The sequence below is a fragment of the Pseudomonas sp. Leaf48 genome (genome assembly GCF_001421885.1).
Taxonomy (GTDB): domain Bacteria; phylum Pseudomonadota; class Gammaproteobacteria; order Pseudomonadales; family Pseudomonadaceae; genus Aquipseudomonas.
On sequence record NZ_LMLH01000001.1, the window covers coordinates 153,221 to 168,432 of the forward strand.

Consider the following 15,212-nt stretch of genomic DNA (forward strand, 5'->3'; position numbering starts at 1 on the left):
TCCGGCTGCGCCTTTTTCTGCAAGTCGGCCGTTACGGGCGCTTGCGCTCAACCGGCCGCAGTAGATGCGTCGGTGGTGTTTCACAGCTGATCTTGCGCCCCAACTTCTCTTCGATGGACGGTAGCTGGTAGGAGTCGTCTTCACCGGCAAAGCTGATGGACACACCATCGGCACCGGCACGACCAGTACGGCCGATACGATGCACGTAGTCGTCCGGGACTTCCGGCAGGGTGAAGTTGATCACATGGCTGATGCCGTCGATGTGAATGCCGCGACCGGCCACATCGGTGGCGACCAACACGCGGATCTTGCCCTCGCGGAAACCTTCCAGGGTCTTGATGCGCTTGTGTTGCGGCACGTCGCCGGACAGCTGCGCGGCATTGACGCCGTCACGCACCAGGCGCTCTTCGATGCGTCGCACTTCATCCTTGCGGTTGGCGAACACCATCACCCGCTCCCAACCGTTGTCGTTGACCAGGTTGTAGAGCAGTTTGTATTTGTCGGCCCCGGCCACTGCATAAATATGCTGCTCGACGTTCTCGTTGGCCACGTTGGTGACTTCGATTTCGACGATGGAAGGATCAGTGGTCCACTGCTTGGCCAGGTTCATCACGTCGTCGGTGAAGGTCGCGGAGAACAGCAGCGTCTGGCGCTCGTTCTTCGGCGGGGTCTGGCGAATGATCTGGCGTACCTGCGGGATGAAGCCCATGTCGAGCATGCGGTCGGCTTCGTCCAGCACCATCACTTCGACCATGTCCAGGTGCACGTCGCCGCGCTGGTTGAAGTCGAGCAGACGGCCCGGCGTGGCGACGAGGATGTCGCAGTGGCGGGCTTCGAGGTGTTTGAGTTGCTTGTCGAAGTCCATGCCGCCAACAAAAGTCATGACGTTGAGGCCGGTGTACTTGGTCAGGTCGGCGGCGTCTTTGGCGATTTGCACCACCAGCTCGCGGGTCGGGGCGATGATCAATGCCCGAGGCTCGCCCATGTAGCGCTCTTTGGGCGGCGGGGTCTGCAACAGCTGGGTGATGATCGATATCAGGAACGCCGCGGTTTTACCGGTGCCGGTCTGGGCGCGGCCGATGGCGTCTTTGCCGGCGAGGGTGAAGCCCAGCACCTGCGCCTGGATCGGCGTGCAATACGGGAAGCCCAGGTCCTGGATGGCGTGCATCAGTTCAGGGGCGAGTTTGAAATCGTGGAAGCGGGTTTTGCCTTCCTGGGGTTCGACGACGAAGTCTTCGAGTTTCCAGGGAATGACCGGGGCCTTTGGCTTCGGTTCGCGGCGCGGTTTGGCCGGTTTCGGCGCTTCGCTGCGCGGCTGCTCGGCCGCGGCTGGCACGGCAGGCTGTGCGGCCGGCGCGGTCGTCGGCTCGTGTTTCGGTGCCGCTACAGGGGCGGACCGACCAGACTGATGACCGTCGGTACGGTGGCTGGGGGTGTGAGACGGAGCGCTGGGGACTGGCGCGAGTTGCTCAGTCTCGCTTTTACCGAACATTTTCTTGAGTGCTTTGAGCACGGTCATCTCATCAATTGATTAAGGAATGTACGCCGGCCAGTGTAATGCAAGAATCGGGCGCGGCGTAGTGGGATGATCAAAGGGCGTTTTTAAACATGAATGTTCAGCGCAGGCGCTCGGCAAGCCAGGTGCCTATGTCGCGGATTTCCTCGGGTAACACTTCGTGCCCCATTGGGTATTCCTGCCATGTCACGGTGACACCACGTTGCTTGAGATGCTCGTAGGCACTGCGGCCCATCGAATTCTGTACCACGTCGTCGTATTGGCCATGCAAAACAAGCGCAGGAATGCGCTGCTGGCTGGCCGACAATTCAAGTTCGTCACTGAAGGTCGGTGCATAAGTAGAGAGGGCAAGTACGCCACCCAGTGGTCCCTGCCATTTCATAAACGCGGTGTGGAACACTACGGCGCCACCTTGTGAAAAACCGGCGAGGAAGATGCGCGAAGCGTCTATTCCGCTGGTTTTCTGCTCTTCGATCAACTCGATGACCCGGTTCGAGGACGCTTCCAGTTGCTCGCGGTCAATCGCGCGCGCGGGGCTCATGGCCAATATGTCGTACCAGCTTGGCATTTCGTAGCCGCCGTTGATGGTGACGGGGCGGTGCGGTGCCTGCGGCAGGACAAAGCGGGTTGTCAGCAAGGTTTCCTGCAGGGCTTCAGCCACGGGAAGGAAGTCATAGCGATCGGCGCCCAGGCCGTGCAGCCAGATTACGCAGGCGTCTGCCGGCTTGACGGGTTGAAGAATCAGGGGCTCGGTCATGTCTGCTCCAATTTAGTGCGTTCGCTCTCATTCAGTGCGTGGTCTGAGTGCGCGTCTGGTTGATCCGTTAAGAAGATGTCGCAAGGGTACAAGTTTTGCTATTGACCTGTCCTTGATTGGCTTCGGAAAGCGGTGTGGTACGGGCTTTGCTATAGGGAAGCGGTGCAACCCATCTCGCGCCCGGCGGTAACACTATCAGTCTACTGCTGGCCGCGGGATAGCTAAGAATCCGGTGATGGATGTTCGCCAAAGGCCGATACGGGCTTCGCGAACGTGAAAGGGCTACAGCCCGTTCGGCCGATTGGTGAGAAGTGAGTACTCCATGATGTGGATTTTCTCCTACTAGACTCATAGCTGGCGTCTTACGTCGGTTGACCCCAAAACAAGCCAACCCCGGGTCAACTACGCCTCAAAAGGGTGCGACTGGACTCACGCTCCGACACAACAAGAGCAAAACTGGAGGTTTGAATGAAGATGTTGAAATCCACCCTGGCTATCGTGACTGCTGCTGCAGTACTCGGTGTCAGCGGGTTCGCTCAGGCGGGCGCAACCCTGGATGCAGTGCAGAAAAAAGGTTTCGTACAGTGTGGCGTCAGTGATGGTCTGCCAGGCTTTTCGGTTCCGGATGCTACCGGCAAGATCGTTGGTATCGATGCTGACTACTGCCGTGCTGTAGCGGCTGCCGTTTTCGGTGACGCGACCAAGGTCAAATTCAGTCAGTTGAACGCCAAGGAGCGCTTCACCGCGCTGCAATCTGGCGAAATCGACATCCTCTCGCGCAACACCACCATGACCAGTTCCCGTGACGCGGGCATGGGCCTGAAGTTTCCTGGCTTCATTACTTACTACGACGGCATCGGCTTCCTGGTTAACAACAAACTGGGCGTGAAGAGTGCCAAGGAACTGGATGGCGCGACCATCTGCATCCAGGCCGGTACCACCACCGAACTGAACGTGTCCGACTACTTCCGCGGTAACGGTCTGAAATACACCCCGATCACCTTCGACACCTCCGACGAAAGCGCCAAGTCGCTGGAATCCGGTCGTTGCGACGTGCTGACCTCCGACAAGTCCCAACTGTTCGCCCAGCGCAGCAAGCTGGCTGCGCCGAAGGACTACGTGGTTCTGCCGGAAACCATTTCCAAGGAGCCTCTGGGCCCGGTCGTGCGTAATGGCGACGACGAGTGGCTGGCCATCGTGCGCTGGACTGGCTACGCCATGCTCAACGCTGAAGAAGCCGGCATCACTTCGAAGAACGTCGAAGCTGAAGCCAAAGGCACCAAGAACCCTGACGTTGCCCGTCTGCTGGGTACCGACGGTGAGTACGGCAAAGACCTGAAAGTGAAGAAAGACTGGGTCGTGCAGATCGTCAAGCAAGTCGGCAACTATGGCGAAGTGTTCGAGAAGAACCTCGGCAAGAGCACCCCTCTGGAAATCGACCGCGGGCTGAACGCCTTGTGGAACGCTGGCGGCATTCAATACGCACCACCAGTGCGCTGATGGTTCTATCACCCGGTGGGCCAACCACCGGGTGATGTTCTGTTCCATTATTTGCGGGGCACTTCATGCAAAATTCAATCGGCGCACCAAAGCAGAGGCTCAGCCTCAGCGATCCACGAGTGCGTGCGTGGGTATTTCAGATCATCACCATTGTGGCGGTGGTCTCATTAGGCTGGTTTCTGTTCGATAACACGCAAACCAACCTTCAGCACCGGGGCATTACTTCCGGTTTCGACTTTCTTGAGCGCAGTGCCGGTTTCGGCATCGCCCAGCACCTGATCGACTACACCGAAGCGGACAGCTATGCCCGGGTGTTTGTCATCGGCCTGCTCAACACCCTGCTGGTGACCTTCATCGGCGTGATCCTGGCAACCATCCTCGGTTTCATCGTCGGTGTGGCACGCCTGTCGAAGAACTGGATCATCGCCAAACTGGCGACCGTGTACGTGGAGGTTTTCCGTAACATTCCACCACTGCTGCAGATCCTGTTCTGGTACTTCGCAGTGTTCCTGACCATGCCGGGGCCGCGCAACAGCCACAATTTCGGCGATACCTTCTTTGTCAGCAGCCGCGGCCTGAACATGCCCGCAGCGTTGGCGGCGGATGGTTTCTGGCCGTTCGTGGTCAGCGTTGTCGTGGCCATCGTCGCCATCGTGCTGATGAGCCGCTGGGCGAACAAACGCTTTGAAGCGACGGGCGTGCCGTTCCACAAGTTCTGGGTCGGCCTGGCCCTGTTCCTGGTGATCCCGGCGCTGTGTGCGTTGATTTTCGGCGCTCCAGTGCACTGGGAAATGCCGGAGCTCAAGGGCTTCAACTTCGTGGGTGGCTGGGTACTGATCCCGGAACTGCTGGCCTTGACCCTGGCCCTGACGGTGTACACCGCAGCGTTCATCGCCGAGATCGTGCGTTCGGGCATCAAGTCGGTCAGCCATGGCCAGACCGAAGCGGCCCACTCGCTCGGCCTGCGCAACGGTCCGACCCTGCGCAAGGTGATCATCCCGCAAGCCCTGCGCGTGATCATTCCACCGCTGACCAGCCAGTACCTGAACCTGGCGAAGAACTCCTCGCTGGCGGCTGGTATCGGTTATCCGGAAATGGTCTCGTTGTTTGCCGGTACGGTGCTGAACCAGACCGGGCAGGCGATCGAGGTGATTGCGATCACCATGAGCGTGTACCTGGCGATCAGTATCAGCATTTCCCTGCTGATGAACTGGTACAACAAGCGCATTGCGCTGATCGAGCGGTAAGGAAAAGCGCATGACGACTCATACTTTCAAACCTGACATGCCGCCACCGAACCGCAGCATCGGTGTCGTGGCGTGGATGCGCGCGAACATGTTCTCCAGCTGGCTCAACACCCTGTTGACCCTGTTTGCGTTCTACCTGATCTACCTGGTTGTACCGCCGATCCTGCAATGGGCGATCCTCGACGCCAACTGGGTTGGCACCAGCCAGGCCGACTGCACCAAGGATGGCGCCTGCTGGGTGTTTATCCAGCAGCGCTTCGGCCAGTTCATGTACGGCTACTACCCGCCGGAACTGCGCTGGCGTGTGGACCTGACCGTGTGGCTGGCGGTCATCGGCGTGGCACCGCTGTTCATCTCGCGCTTTCGCCATAAGGCCGTGTATGGCCTGAGCTTCCTGGTGCTGTACCCGATCATTGCCTGGTGCCTGCTGCACGGCGGCGTGTTCGGCATGACCCAGGTGGCGACCAGCCAATGGGGCGGCCTGATGCTGACCTTGGTGATTGCCACCGTCGGCATTGCCGGTGCGTTGCCGCTGGGGATTGTCCTGGCACTGGGCCGTCGTTCGAACATGCCGGCGATTCGTGTGGTCTGCGTGACCTTCATCGAATTCTGGCGCGGCGTGCCATTGATCACGGTGCTGTTCATGTCTTCGGTAATGCTGCCGTTGTTCCTGCCCGAAGGCATGAACTTCGACAAGCTGCTGCGAGCGCTGATCGGTGTGATCCTGTTCCAGTCGGCCTATGTGGCCGAAGTGGTGCGCGGCGGTCTGCAAGCGATCCCTAAAGGTCAGTACGAAGCGGCTGCGGCGATGGGGCTGGGTTACTGGCGCAGCATGGGCCTGGTGATTCTGCCGCAAGCCCTGAAGCTGGTAATTCCTGGCATCGTCAACACCTTCATTGCGCTGTTCAAGGACACGAGCCTGGTGATCATCATCGGCCTGTTCGACCTGCTCAACAGCGTCAAGCAAGCCGCCGCCGATCCGAAATGGCTGGGTATGGCCACTGAAGGCTATGTGTTCGCGGCCCTGGTGTTCTGGATTTTCTGTTTTGGTATGTCGCGCTATTCCATGCATCTGGAACGCAAGCTCGACACTGGCCACAAGCGTTAGGAGTTCTCTGTAATGAGCGAAGCAATCAAACAGCCTGTGAGCCCTGAAGGCATTATTCAGATGCAGGGCGTCAACAAGTGGTACGGCCAGTTCCATGTGTTGAAAGACATCAACCTCAACGTCAAGCAGGGTGAGCGTATCGTCCTGTGCGGTCCGTCGGGCTCTGGCAAATCCACCACCATCCGCTGCCTCAACCGTCTGGAAGAGCATCAGCAGGGCCGCATCGTGGTCGATGGCGTGGAGCTGACCAACGACCTCAAGCAGATCGAAGCGATCCGCCGTGAAGTCGGCATGGTGTTCCAGCACTTCAACCTGTTCCCGCACCTGACCATCTTGCAGAACTGCACCCTGGCGCCGATGTGGGTACGCAAGATGCCCAAGCGCAAGGCCGAGGAAATCGCCATGCACTACCTGGAACGCGTACGCATTCCGGAGCAGGCGCACAAGTACCCGGGGCAACTGTCCGGTGGTCAGCAACAGCGTGTGGCGATTGCCCGTGCGCTGTGCATGAAGCCGAAAATCATGCTGTTCGACGAACCGACTTCGGCACTCGACCCGGAGATGGTGAAAGAGGTACTGGACACCATGATCGGCCTGGCCGAAGACGGTATGACCATGCTCTGTGTAACCCACGAAATGGGCTTCGCCCGCACCGTGGCCAACCGCGTGATCTTCATGGATAAGGGCGAAATCGTCGAACAGGCTGCGCCGAACGACTTCTTCGACAACCCGCAGAACGACCGCACCAAGCTGTTCCTGAGCCAGATCCTGCATTGATCTGATTCAAGCGTGGAAATGAACCCGGACTTGTTCCGGGTTTATTTTTTTGTGCCAAAAAACACTGAAAATCAACCGTGGGAGCGGGCTTGCTCGCGAAAGCGCTGGATCAGTCGAAATCATCGTTGGATGTCAAACTGCTTTCGCGAGCAAGCCCGCTCCCACAGGATTTGTGGTCGACAGGTCCACTGTCGACACAAAACGTGTGCGGTTGCCCTCCAGTTCAATGTTGACTAACATGTCAGGAAATTCATCCTATGATTGGATGAAAGGGTGAATCCAATGTCAGTCATTTCTCCATTAGTTAAACGATCCTTGGTTGATCAAGCGCTGGATCAGTTGCGTCAACGCATCAACCAAGGCGTGTGGGTGGTGGGGCAGCGCTTACCCACCGAACCCGAGTTGTCCGCAGAACTGGGCATCAGCCGCAACACCGTGCGTGAAGCCATGCGGGTGTTGGCGTTTTCCGGGTTGATCGAGATACGTCAGGGCGACGGCAGTTACCTGCGAGCGGTGGTTGATCCGCTGGATACGCTGAAAGCCTTGTCCCGCTGTTCCCACGAGCAGGCTCGGGAAACCCGGCACATTCTTGAGGTCGAAGCCATTGGCCTGGCGGCGTTGCGACGCACCGATGAAGATCTGCTGGCCTTGCGCGAGGCACTGGGTGTCAGTGGCAGTCACTATCACGGCGACCTCGACACCTACATCGCTTGCGATCTGGTGTTCCACCGCCGTCTGGTGGACGCCGCGCACAATCCGACCCTCAGCGAGTTGTATTGCTACTTTTCCAGCGTCGTCGGCGCGCAGTTGCGCCAGACCTTGAACGTCACGCCCCGACGCCAGGAAGTGTTCGACCTGCATATCGAGTTGCTCGACGCCGTCGAACAACGCGATCCGGAGCGGGCCAAAGCCCTGTCGAGGCGGTTGATCAATGAACCTTGAAAACGAGAACACCATGCCGAGCAATTCAGGCAACACCGCTCAACCCAAGCGCACCGCAGAGCTCGAAGAGCTGCTGATCGACGCCGAGGTCGATGACGAACAGGTCCAGCCGGCTCAGCCGCTGCTGCGCCGGCCGTGGCTGTTGCTGCTCGGGCTGATTCTGGTGGCGCTGAACCTGCGCCCGGCGCTGTCGAGCATGGCGCCGATGCTCAGCGAAGTTTCCAGGTCCCTCGGCCTGTCGGCATCCCAGGCCGGTTTGCTGACGACCTTGCCGGTACTCTGCCTGGGTCTGTTCGCGCCATTGGCACCGGTGCTGGCAAGGCGTTTTGGTGCCGAGCGGGTGGTGTTGGGGATTCTCCTGACGTTGGCCGGTGGAATCATCCTGCGCAGTTCGTTCGGTGAAATCGGCCTGTTTGCCGGCAGCGTGTTGGCGGGGGCGAGCATTGGTGTGATCGGCGTGCTGCTGCCAGGCATCGTCAAGCGTGACTTCCCCAAGCAGGCCGGGACCATGACCGGCGTCTACACCATGGCCCTGTGCCTGGGCGCCGCGATGGCTGCCGGCGCAACGGTGCCGCTGAGCGAGCATTTCGACAAGAGCTGGGCCATGGGCCTGGGCTTCTGGGTGATTCCGGCGTTGGCGGCGGCGATTTTCTGGCTGCCGCAAGTTGGCCAGAAGCACGGCGCGCATCACGTCGCCTACCGGGTGCGTGGTCTGTTGCGTGACCCGCTGGCCTGGCAGGTGACGTTTTACATGGGCCTGCAATCGTCCCTGGCCTACATCGTATTTGGCTGGTTGCCCTCGATCCTGATCGGGCGCGGCCTGACGCCGACCCAGGCCGGGCTGGTGTTGTCGGGCTCGGTGATCGTGCAACTGGTCAGCTCACTGGCCGCACCGTGGCTGGCCACGCGCGGCAAGGACCAGCGCCTGGCCATTGTGATCGTCATGGCGTTGACCCTCGGCGGCCTGTTCGGTTGCCTGTATGCACCGATCGAAGGATTGTGGGGCTGGGCCATTGTGCTCGGGCTGGGGCAGGGCGCCACGTTCAGCCTGGCGTTGACCCTGATCGTGCTGCGCTCGCGCGATTCCCACGTGGCGGCAAACCTGTCGAGCATGGCCCAGGGCTTCGGCTATACCCTGGCGTCCATGGGGCCGTTCGCGGTCGGTATCGTGCATGACTGGACCGGTGGCTGGACGGCCGTGGGCTGGATCTTCGGCGTGATCGGCCTCGGCGCGATCCTCGCCGGTCTCGGTGCGGGGCGATCGTTGTACGTTCAGGTGGAAAGCGAAAAGATCTGATTCCCGCACACTGTCGGTATTCGGTTCACGAATGCCGATAGTGCACAGTGCATTTGTTGACTATGGTGCAGGCAATCCTTATTAACGCTTGGACCCTGCCCATGACTGACGCCCATAACGCACTGATCACCCGGTTCTACGAGGCCTTCCAGCGCCTGGACGCCGAGGCCATGGGTGCCTGCTATACCGATGACGTAGTGTTCAGTGATCCGGCGTTCGGCGAACTGCGCGGGCGGGATGCCGGTGACATGTGGCGCATGCTCACCACGCGCGCCAGGGATTTCTCTCTCACCTTCGATAACGTCCGCGCCGACGAACGCGCGGGTAGCGCCCATTGGGTGGCGACCTATCTGTTCAGCCAGACTGGCAATACCGTGGTCAACGATATCCAGGCGCGTTTCGTTTTCCGCGACGGCAAGATCTGCGAGCATCACGACAGCTTTGACCTGTGGGCCTGGTCGCGTCAGGCACTGGGTTTCAAAGGGCTTTTGCTGGGCTGGACGCCCCTGGTGAGAAACGCTGTTCGTGCCCAGGCATTGAAGGGGCTGAAGGCATTCCAGGCCAGTCGCTGATAAGATCGCGGCTTGTCCTTTTCAAGCCTTGATCGTCACGTGAGCAGCCCGAGCCAATCCCCTGTCATTGCCGCCGAACCGACACCGGTCAGCAAACCCTGGTTTGTCTATCTTGTGCGCGCCGCCAATGGCTCGCTCTACTGCGGGATCAGCGATGATCCCGTGCGCCGCTTCGCCAAGCATCAAAGTGGCAAGGGCGCGCGGTTCTTTCTTTCCAGCCCGGCCATGGCGCTGGTCTACACCGAAGCCTGTCGCGATAAAAGCGAAGCCCTGCGTCAGGAACGCTTGATCAAGAAACTCAGGAAAAGCGCCAAGGAGTGCCTGGTGGCCAGCGCTGCCAGCGCCTTATCAATCTGATTGATCAGTTGCCATCAGGCAGATCTGTAGGCTGCTATCCGATTGCGCGCTAAGCTGCTGCTTCCTTATCAGTGCGGCGGAGCCGAGCATGTCCGAGTTGATTCTTCATCATTACCCGACGTCCCCCTTCGCCGAAAAGGCCCGCCTGCTGCTGGGCTTCAAAGGCTTGTCCTGGCGCTCGGTGAAGATCTCGCCGGTAATGCCCAAGCCCGATCTCACGGCTCTCACCGGCGGCTATCGTAAAACCCCGGTGCTGCAGATCGGCGCGGATATTTATTGCGACACCGCGTTGATCGCCCGTCGCCTGGAGCAGGAAAAAGCCCTGCCGGCATTCTTCCCCGAAGGTCAGGAAATGATCGCCGCCAGTTTCGCCACCTGGGCCGATTCGGTGGTGTTCCAGCATGCGGTCAGCCTGGTGTTCCAGCCGGAATCGATCGCGGTGCGCTTCGCCAGTTTGCCGCCGGAAGCGATCAAGGGATTCATCGCTGACCGTGCCGGTTTGTTCAGTGGCGGCAGCGCGACCCGATTGTCCGCCGAGCAGGCCAGGCATCAGTGGCCGACGATCATGACGCGCCTTGAGCAGCAGCTGCAGCGCGAAGAGGGTGATTATCTGTTCGGTGAGCCGTCGATTGCCGACTTCGCCCTGGCTCACTCGTTGTGGTTCCTCAAGGCGACGCCTGTGACCTCGCCGCTTGTGGATAACTATCCGGCGGTTGCGGCCTGGTTGGTGCGTGTGCTGGGCTTTGGTCATGGGGCGTCGAGCGAGATGACCTCGAAAGAAGCGCTGGACGTTGCCCGCAACGCTACGCCGGCAGCTTTGCCGGACGAGTCGTTCGAAGATCCGAATGGTTTCACCGCAGGCCAGCAGGTGGTGATTGCCGCGATCGATTATGGTGTCGATCCGGTGGCCGGTGAGTTGTTGTTTGCTGGCAGCGAGGAATTGATCCTGCGTCGGGAAGACGAACGTGGCGGCGTCGTGCATGTGCACTTCCCGCGGTTCGGTTTCCGTATCGAGGCTTGCTGATCAACTGTAGGAGCGAGCATGCTCGCGATGGTCGTGAACGATAACGCGTGAATCCAGATACCCAACGGGGTTCTCCGGTTTTTCGCGAGAGTGCTCGCTCCTACAGGATCATTTCAAAGCGGCGAGGATCGCATCCGGGTCGTAGCCGCGAATCAAGGTCCCGTTCACGTCGATGATCGGAATCCCGCCGCCGCCCAAGGCCTCGTAGTTCTTGCGAGCCACGGCATCCTTCTCGATATCGACTTCCTTGTAGGGAATGCCTTTCTGATCGAGAAAGCGCCTGGTCAATTTGCAGTAACCACACCACTCAGTGGCGTAGAGCACCACGTTGGCCCTGGCCTGGGTCTGCTCCGACACCACCTGCGCCGGATTGAACACCCGCTCGATCTTGCCCCAGTTCTGATAAACCACGACCACCAGCAGGATCAGCAGGACTTTCTTCAGTACACCGCCGAGCATCAGTTGCGTCGCTTGAGCTGGTCGGTGAGCGAAGTCGGCAGGCCCTTGATGACCAGGGTGCCGGCCTCTTCGTCGTACTCGATCTTCGAGCCCAGCAGGTGCGCTTCGAAGCTGATCGACAGGCCTTCGGCGCGCCCGGTGAAGCGGCGGAACTGGTTCAGGGTGCGTTTGTCGGCCGGGATCTCCGGCGACAGGCCGTAGTCTTTGTTGCGGATGTGATCGTAGAAAGCTTTCGGGCGCTCTTCGTCGATCAGCTCCGACAGCTCCTCCAGGCCCATGGGCTCGCCGAGCTTGGCCTGGCTGCTGGCGTAGTCCACCAGGGTCTTGGTTTTTTCACGGGCATCGTCTTCAGGCAGGTCTTCGCTTTCAACGAAGTCGCTGAAGGCTTTGAGCAAGGTGCGGGTTTCGCCCGGGCCGTCGACGCCTTCCTGGCAGCCGATGAAGTCGCGGAAATACTCCGATACCTTTTTGCCGTTCTTGCCTTTGATGAAGGAGATGTACTGCTTCGACTGTTTGTTGTTCTGCCACTCGGAGATGTTGATCCGCGCCGCCAGGTGCAACTGACCCAGGTCCAGGTGCCGGGACGGGGTCACGTCCAGTTGGTCGGTCACGGCCACGCCTTCGCTGTGATGCAGCAGGGCGATGGCCAGGTAATCGGTCATGCCTTGTTGATAGTGAGCGAACAGCACGTGACCGCCCACCGAGAGGTTGGACTCTTCCATCAGTTTCTGCAGGTGTTCCACCGCCACCCGGCTGAATGCTGTGAAATCCTTGCCGCCCTCCAGGTACTCCTTCAGCCAGCCGCTGAACGGGTGCGCCCCGGACTCGGCATGGAACAATCCCCAGGCCTTGCCTTGTTTGGCGTTGTAGCTCTCGTTGAGGTCGGCAAGCATATTCTCGATGGCGCTCGACTCGGCGAGTTCAGAGTCGCGAGCGTGTAGAACTGCTGGTGTGCCGTCGGGTTTTTTGTCGATCAGGTGGACGATGCAATGGCGGATCGGCATGGGCTTCTCGGCTGAATGAAGAGAGGAGGGCATGCTCCCCGAAAAAGCGCTCAGTGTACCGCAACCATTGGTTTTGGCGCGGGATGAAGGGCAAATCCGGGGCGACCGGTGGTCCTTATGCTGTTTTTTCCTGTTTTAGCACAAGAAAGCTGACCAAATGGTTCGCTAGAGGCGGATATTTCCACCTCTCTGTGCTAGCTTTGCCCGGTCTTGCGCGAAGTCACTGCGTTAAGCGTGCAGTCAGCAATTGTCAGGTCGAACCAAACCCTGATTTCGGAATCTATAACCCGGATCCCGAGGTTATTTACCCGAGGGTGCCGGATCCAAAAGATCGGGCTCGATGGCTGACACTGCACTCTGCAATCCATATGAATTTGATAGGGAAGGAACACTACATGGCTCTTACTAAAGACCAACTGATCGCCGACATCGCTGAAGCTATCGACGCGCCGAAAACCACCGCGCGTAACGCTCTGGACCAACTGGGCCAAATCGTTGCTGATCAGCTGGAAAACGGCGGCGAAATCACTCTGCCAGGTATCGGCAAGCTGAAAGTGACTGAGCGCCCTGCCCGTACCGGCCGTAACCCTTCGACTGGCGCTGCCATCGAAATCGCTGCCAAGAAAGTGATCAAGCTGGTTGTGGCCAAAGGCCTGACCGACGCTGTCAACAAGTAAGACTTGTTAAAAAACCGTGCGCCGGAGCGATCCGGGCACGGTTTTTTTGTGTCTGCGATTTGCCTCAAGTACCTCTAAACCATGTGGGAGCGGGCTTGCTCGCGAAAGCGGTACATCAGTCAACTTCAATGGTGACTGATGTACCGCTTTCGCGAGCAAGCCCGCTCCCACAGTTGGACGACGTGGGGCGGTGACTCAGTTTTTGCTTGCCCAGCGCCCGCGCCAGGTCTGTTGCTGTGCTTTGGTCTGGAACGTCCAGGCGACAAAGCGACTCTGTTTTTGCCCCTGGGACATTTCCACCACCTGGCTTTCCAGCGCCCCAGCCTTTTTCAGGGCAGTCTGGATCGCCGGCAGATTCGATGCCTTCGACACCAGGGTGCTGAACCACAACACCTGTTGCCCCACTTGCACGCTCTCGCTGATCAATTGTGTGACGAACCGCGCCTCGCCACCTTCGCACCACAACTCCGCCGCCTGACCGCCGAAATTCAGCACCGGCAGTTTGCGTTTCGGGTCGGCTTTGCCCAGTGCGCGCCATTTACGCGTACTGCCGCGGGTGGCTTCCTCCAGTGACGCGTGGAACGGCGGGTTGCACATGGTCAGGTCAAACCGCTCGGCGCTCTCCAACAGGCCACTGAGGATCTGCTTGGGATTGCCCTGCTGGCGCACCTGGATGGCCTTGTTCAAACCGTTGGATTGAATGATGGCCTTGGCTGCGGCGATGGCAGTCGAGTCAATGTCCGAGCCGAGGAACTGCCAGCGGTAATCGCTGTAACCGATCAACGGGTAGACACAGTTGGCACCCATGCCGACGTCCAGCACCTTTACGGCGGCGCCCCGAGGAATCTCACCGTCATTGCCACTGGCCAGCAGGTCGGCGAGGAAGTGCACGTAATCGGCACGCCCAGGTACCGGCGGGCACAGGTAATCGGCAGGAATGTCCCAGTGGGCAATGCCATAGAATGACTTGAGCAGGGCCCGGTTGAACACCCGTACCGCGTCCGGGCTGGCGAAGTCGATGCTTTCCTTGCCGTATGGATTGATGATCACGAACTTTTTCAGTTCCGGGGTGCTTTTGATCAGCGCCGGAAAGTCGTAACGACCCTGGTGGCGATTGCGCGGGTGCAGGCTGGCCTTTTCCTTCGGTGCAACGGCTGTGGCCGGGGTCTTCGGTTCGGGCTTTTTGCGCGCAGGCTTGGGGGGACGTGGGGCGGTCATGGGTGTGGTCGATTCGGGTATGGCTGAAAGTGGCGAGCATTGTCCCACATAATCAGATACACGCGCGGCTGTCCGGAATCGTCCGCACCAAAATCGCTGACCTGCGTTGACTGTTGCTGATTGCGCAACGTCGTAGATTTTCCAGGTATAACAAAGGTGGTGCGCACGAGTGACATTCAAAGCATGGACAGTCGATTAGACTTCACCCGGAAAGCCCAGGTATGGCGCGTTACGCTCCAGTATATTCAAAGTCAGTGTAACACCAGCACTTGAGGTGAGTATTATATGAGGTGGTTCGTTATCCCAGCTAAATTCTATCGCTAACTTGTTCCCGCTTCGAGTCTGCAGGATTATCTCTTCTTTGTTGCTGGCTAGATTGTCGAGCGTCAAAATTTTTCCATAGCCATTCAGGATGTTGAAGCTGGTAGGGACGTCTGCTGTGCTGGTTGTTATATAACAGGGGTTTCCATGGATTGTGAATAGGTAATCGTGTTTTTTCTGGTCGAGTCTGGCGATCTCGTCGAGGGTTCTTCCGAAGTGTTCACCTTTAGTTCGGACATAGATGTTGTAGTAGTCGCCTTCACAGCGGAAATAAAATATAAAGGCAGCGTCATTGTCATCACCCAGCATTAACACCGGTAGGCCATATGGCCGTCCAATAATTAGCGGTTTATCCCATAATGCCAGTGTTGCAAGAAAAGATTTTTGTCGAAGTGTGCTCATAGTGAAATTCCTTTTCAGCTATAAAGTTATATAA

Annotated in this window: 16 protein-coding genes; 10 read left to right on the forward strand and 6 right to left on the reverse strand. The window is 58.8% G+C overall.

What is annotated here, in order from left to right:
• Positions 1 to 31: 31 nt before the first annotated feature.
• On the reverse strand, positions 32 to 1,519 hold the full coding sequence (gene rhlB, locus ASE98_RS00700) for an ATP-dependent RNA helicase RhlB (protein WP_060539519.1): 1,488 nt from the start codon (positions 1,517 to 1,519) through the stop codon (positions 32 to 34).
• Between the two features lie 97 nt (positions 1,520 to 1,616).
• The gene (locus ASE98_RS00705; RefSeq protein ID WP_060539520.1) at positions 1,617 to 2,273 is read right to left on the reverse strand and encodes an alpha/beta hydrolase; all 657 of its coding nucleotides are present in this window, start codon (positions 2,271 to 2,273) and stop codon (positions 1,617 to 1,619) included.
• Between the two features lie 468 nt (positions 2,274 to 2,741).
• Between ASE98_RS00705 and ASE98_RS00710 the strand changes: the two genes are divergently transcribed.
• The 9 genes from ASE98_RS00710 (at position 2,742) to ASE98_RS00750 (ending at position 11,097) form a co-directional block, all read left to right on the forward strand.
• A complete protein-coding gene (locus ASE98_RS00710; protein ID WP_060539521.1) occupies positions 2,742 to 3,773 on the forward strand; it encodes an amino acid ABC transporter substrate-binding protein in 1,032 nt (343 codons plus the stop codon).
• A gap of 65 nt (positions 3,774 to 3,838) precedes the next feature.
• Positions 3,839 to 5,020 (forward strand): amino acid ABC transporter permease, encoded by a 1,182-nt coding sequence (locus tag ASE98_RS00715; RefSeq protein ID WP_060539522.1) that lies wholly within the window; start codon positions 3,839 to 3,841, stop codon positions 5,018 to 5,020.
• A 10-nt stretch (positions 5,021 to 5,030) separates the two neighbouring features.
• Positions 5,031 to 6,128 carry an amino acid ABC transporter permease gene (locus tag ASE98_RS00720; RefSeq protein ID WP_060539523.1) on the forward strand — a complete coding sequence of 366 codons (1,098 nt, stop codon included), beginning with the start codon at positions 5,031 to 5,033 and terminating at the stop codon, positions 6,126 to 6,128.
• A gap of 12 nt (positions 6,129 to 6,140) precedes the next feature.
• Positions 6,141 to 6,905 carry an amino acid ABC transporter ATP-binding protein gene (locus ASE98_RS00725; RefSeq protein ID WP_003178331.1) on the forward strand — a complete coding sequence of 255 codons (765 nt, stop codon included), beginning with the start codon at positions 6,141 to 6,143 and terminating at the stop codon, positions 6,903 to 6,905.
• Between the two features lie 282 nt (positions 6,906 to 7,187).
• A complete protein-coding gene (locus ASE98_RS00730) occupies positions 7,188 to 7,847 on the forward strand; it encodes a FadR/GntR family transcriptional regulator (RefSeq protein WP_060539524.1) in 660 nt (219 codons plus the stop codon).
• Entirely contained in the window at positions 7,837 to 9,144 is a 1,308-nt protein-coding gene (locus tag ASE98_RS00735; protein WP_060539525.1) for a CynX/NimT family MFS transporter, read from the forward strand. The genes ASE98_RS00730 and ASE98_RS00735 overlap by 11 nt, the downstream gene beginning before the upstream one ends.
• A 101-nt stretch (positions 9,145 to 9,245) precedes the next feature.
• The gene (locus ASE98_RS00740; protein WP_060539526.1) at positions 9,246 to 9,716 is read left to right on the forward strand and encodes a nuclear transport factor 2 family protein; all 471 of its coding nucleotides are present in this window, start codon (positions 9,246 to 9,248) and stop codon (positions 9,714 to 9,716) included.
• A gap of 39 nt (positions 9,717 to 9,755) precedes the next feature.
• Complete coding sequence (locus tag ASE98_RS00745; protein ID WP_060539527.1) at positions 9,756 to 10,073, forward strand: GIY-YIG nuclease family protein; 318 nt, start codon at positions 9,756 to 9,758, stop codon at positions 10,071 to 10,073.
• Positions 10,074 to 10,161: 88 nt separating this feature from the next.
• A complete protein-coding gene (locus tag ASE98_RS00750) occupies positions 10,162 to 11,097 on the forward strand; it encodes a glutathione S-transferase family protein (RefSeq protein WP_060539528.1) in 936 nt (311 codons plus the stop codon).
• Positions 11,098 to 11,205: 108 nt separating this feature from the next.
• On the opposite strand, the gene ASE98_RS00755 is transcribed toward ASE98_RS00750, so the two are convergent.
• Both ASE98_RS00755 and yejK read right to left on the reverse strand, forming a co-directional pair.
• Complete coding sequence (locus tag ASE98_RS00755) at positions 11,206 to 11,556, reverse strand: glutaredoxin family protein (protein ID WP_060539529.1); 351 nt, start codon at positions 11,554 to 11,556, stop codon at positions 11,206 to 11,208.
• On the reverse strand, positions 11,556 to 12,560 hold the full coding sequence (gene yejK / locus ASE98_RS00760; protein ID WP_060539530.1) for a nucleoid-associated protein YejK: 1,005 nt from the start codon (positions 12,558 to 12,560) through the stop codon (positions 11,556 to 11,558). Before yejK ends, ASE98_RS00755 begins: the two co-directional genes overlap by 1 nt.
• Before the next feature lie 395 nt (positions 12,561 to 12,955).
• Here yejK and ASE98_RS00765 point away from each other — a divergent pair, with 395 nt between their 5' ends.
• Positions 12,956 to 13,237 (forward strand): HU family DNA-binding protein, encoded by a 282-nt coding sequence (locus ASE98_RS00765; protein WP_007905514.1) that lies wholly within the window; start codon positions 12,956 to 12,958, stop codon positions 13,235 to 13,237.
• A 195-nt stretch (positions 13,238 to 13,432) separates the two neighbouring features.
• On the opposite strand, the gene rlmF is transcribed toward ASE98_RS00765, so the two are convergent.
• Together rlmF and ASE98_RS00775 are read right to left on the reverse strand one after the other, a co-directional pair.
• Positions 13,433 to 14,455 carry a 23S rRNA (adenine(1618)-N(6))-methyltransferase RlmF gene (gene rlmF, locus ASE98_RS00770; RefSeq protein WP_060539531.1) on the reverse strand — a complete coding sequence of 341 codons (1,023 nt, stop codon included), beginning with the start codon at positions 14,453 to 14,455 and terminating at the stop codon, positions 13,433 to 13,435.
• A gap of 195 nt (positions 14,456 to 14,650) precedes the next feature.
• Positions 14,651 to 15,178: a hypothetical protein gene (locus tag ASE98_RS00775; protein WP_060539532.1), complete on the reverse strand. Its 528-nt coding sequence runs from the start codon at positions 15,176 to 15,178 to the stop codon at positions 14,651 to 14,653.
• Positions 15,179 to 15,212: the final 34 nt, after the last annotated feature.

Coding starts and splice junctions, on each gene's coding strand:
- ASE98_RS00740 (WP_060539526.1), top strand. CDS start 9,246: ATGACTGACGCCCATAACGCACTGATCACCCGGTTCTACGAGGCCTTC.
- ASE98_RS00715 (WP_060539522.1), top strand. CDS start 3,839: ATGCAAAATTCAATCGGCGCACCAAAGCAGAGGCTCAGCCTCAGCGAT.
- rlmF (WP_060539531.1), bottom strand. CDS start 14,455: ATGACCGCCCCACGTCCCCCCAAGCCTGCGCGCAAAAAGCCCGAACCG.
- ASE98_RS00705 (WP_060539520.1), bottom strand. CDS start 2,273: ATGACCGAGCCCCTGATTCTTCAACCCGTCAAGCCGGCAGACGCCTGC.
- ASE98_RS00755 (WP_060539529.1), bottom strand. CDS start 11,556: ATGCTCGGCGGTGTACTGAAGAAAGTCCTGCTGATCCTGCTGGTGGTC.
- ASE98_RS00775 (WP_060539532.1), bottom strand. CDS start 15,178: ATGAGCACACTTCGACAAAAATCTTTTCTTGCAACACTGGCATTATGG.
- ASE98_RS00730 (WP_060539524.1), top strand. CDS start 7,188: ATGTCAGTCATTTCTCCATTAGTTAAACGATCCTTGGTTGATCAAGCG.
- ASE98_RS00720 (WP_060539523.1), top strand. CDS start 5,031: ATGACGACTCATACTTTCAAACCTGACATGCCGCCACCGAACCGCAGC.
- ASE98_RS00765 (WP_007905514.1), top strand. CDS start 12,956: ATGGCTCTTACTAAAGACCAACTGATCGCCGACATCGCTGAAGCTATC.
- ASE98_RS00750 (WP_060539528.1), top strand. CDS start 10,162: ATGTCCGAGTTGATTCTTCATCATTACCCGACGTCCCCCTTCGCCGAA.
- ASE98_RS00710 (WP_060539521.1), top strand. CDS start 2,742: ATGAAGATGTTGAAATCCACCCTGGCTATCGTGACTGCTGCTGCAGTA.
- rhlB (WP_060539519.1), bottom strand. CDS start 1,519: ATGACCGTGCTCAAAGCACTCAAGAAAATGTTCGGTAAAAGCGAGACT.
- yejK (WP_060539530.1), bottom strand. CDS start 12,560: ATGCCGATCCGCCATTGCATCGTCCACCTGATCGACAAAAAACCCGAC.
- ASE98_RS00735 (WP_060539525.1), top strand. CDS start 7,837: ATGAACCTTGAAAACGAGAACACCATGCCGAGCAATTCAGGCAACACC.
- ASE98_RS00725 (WP_003178331.1), top strand. CDS start 6,141: ATGAGCGAAGCAATCAAACAGCCTGTGAGCCCTGAAGGCATTATTCAG.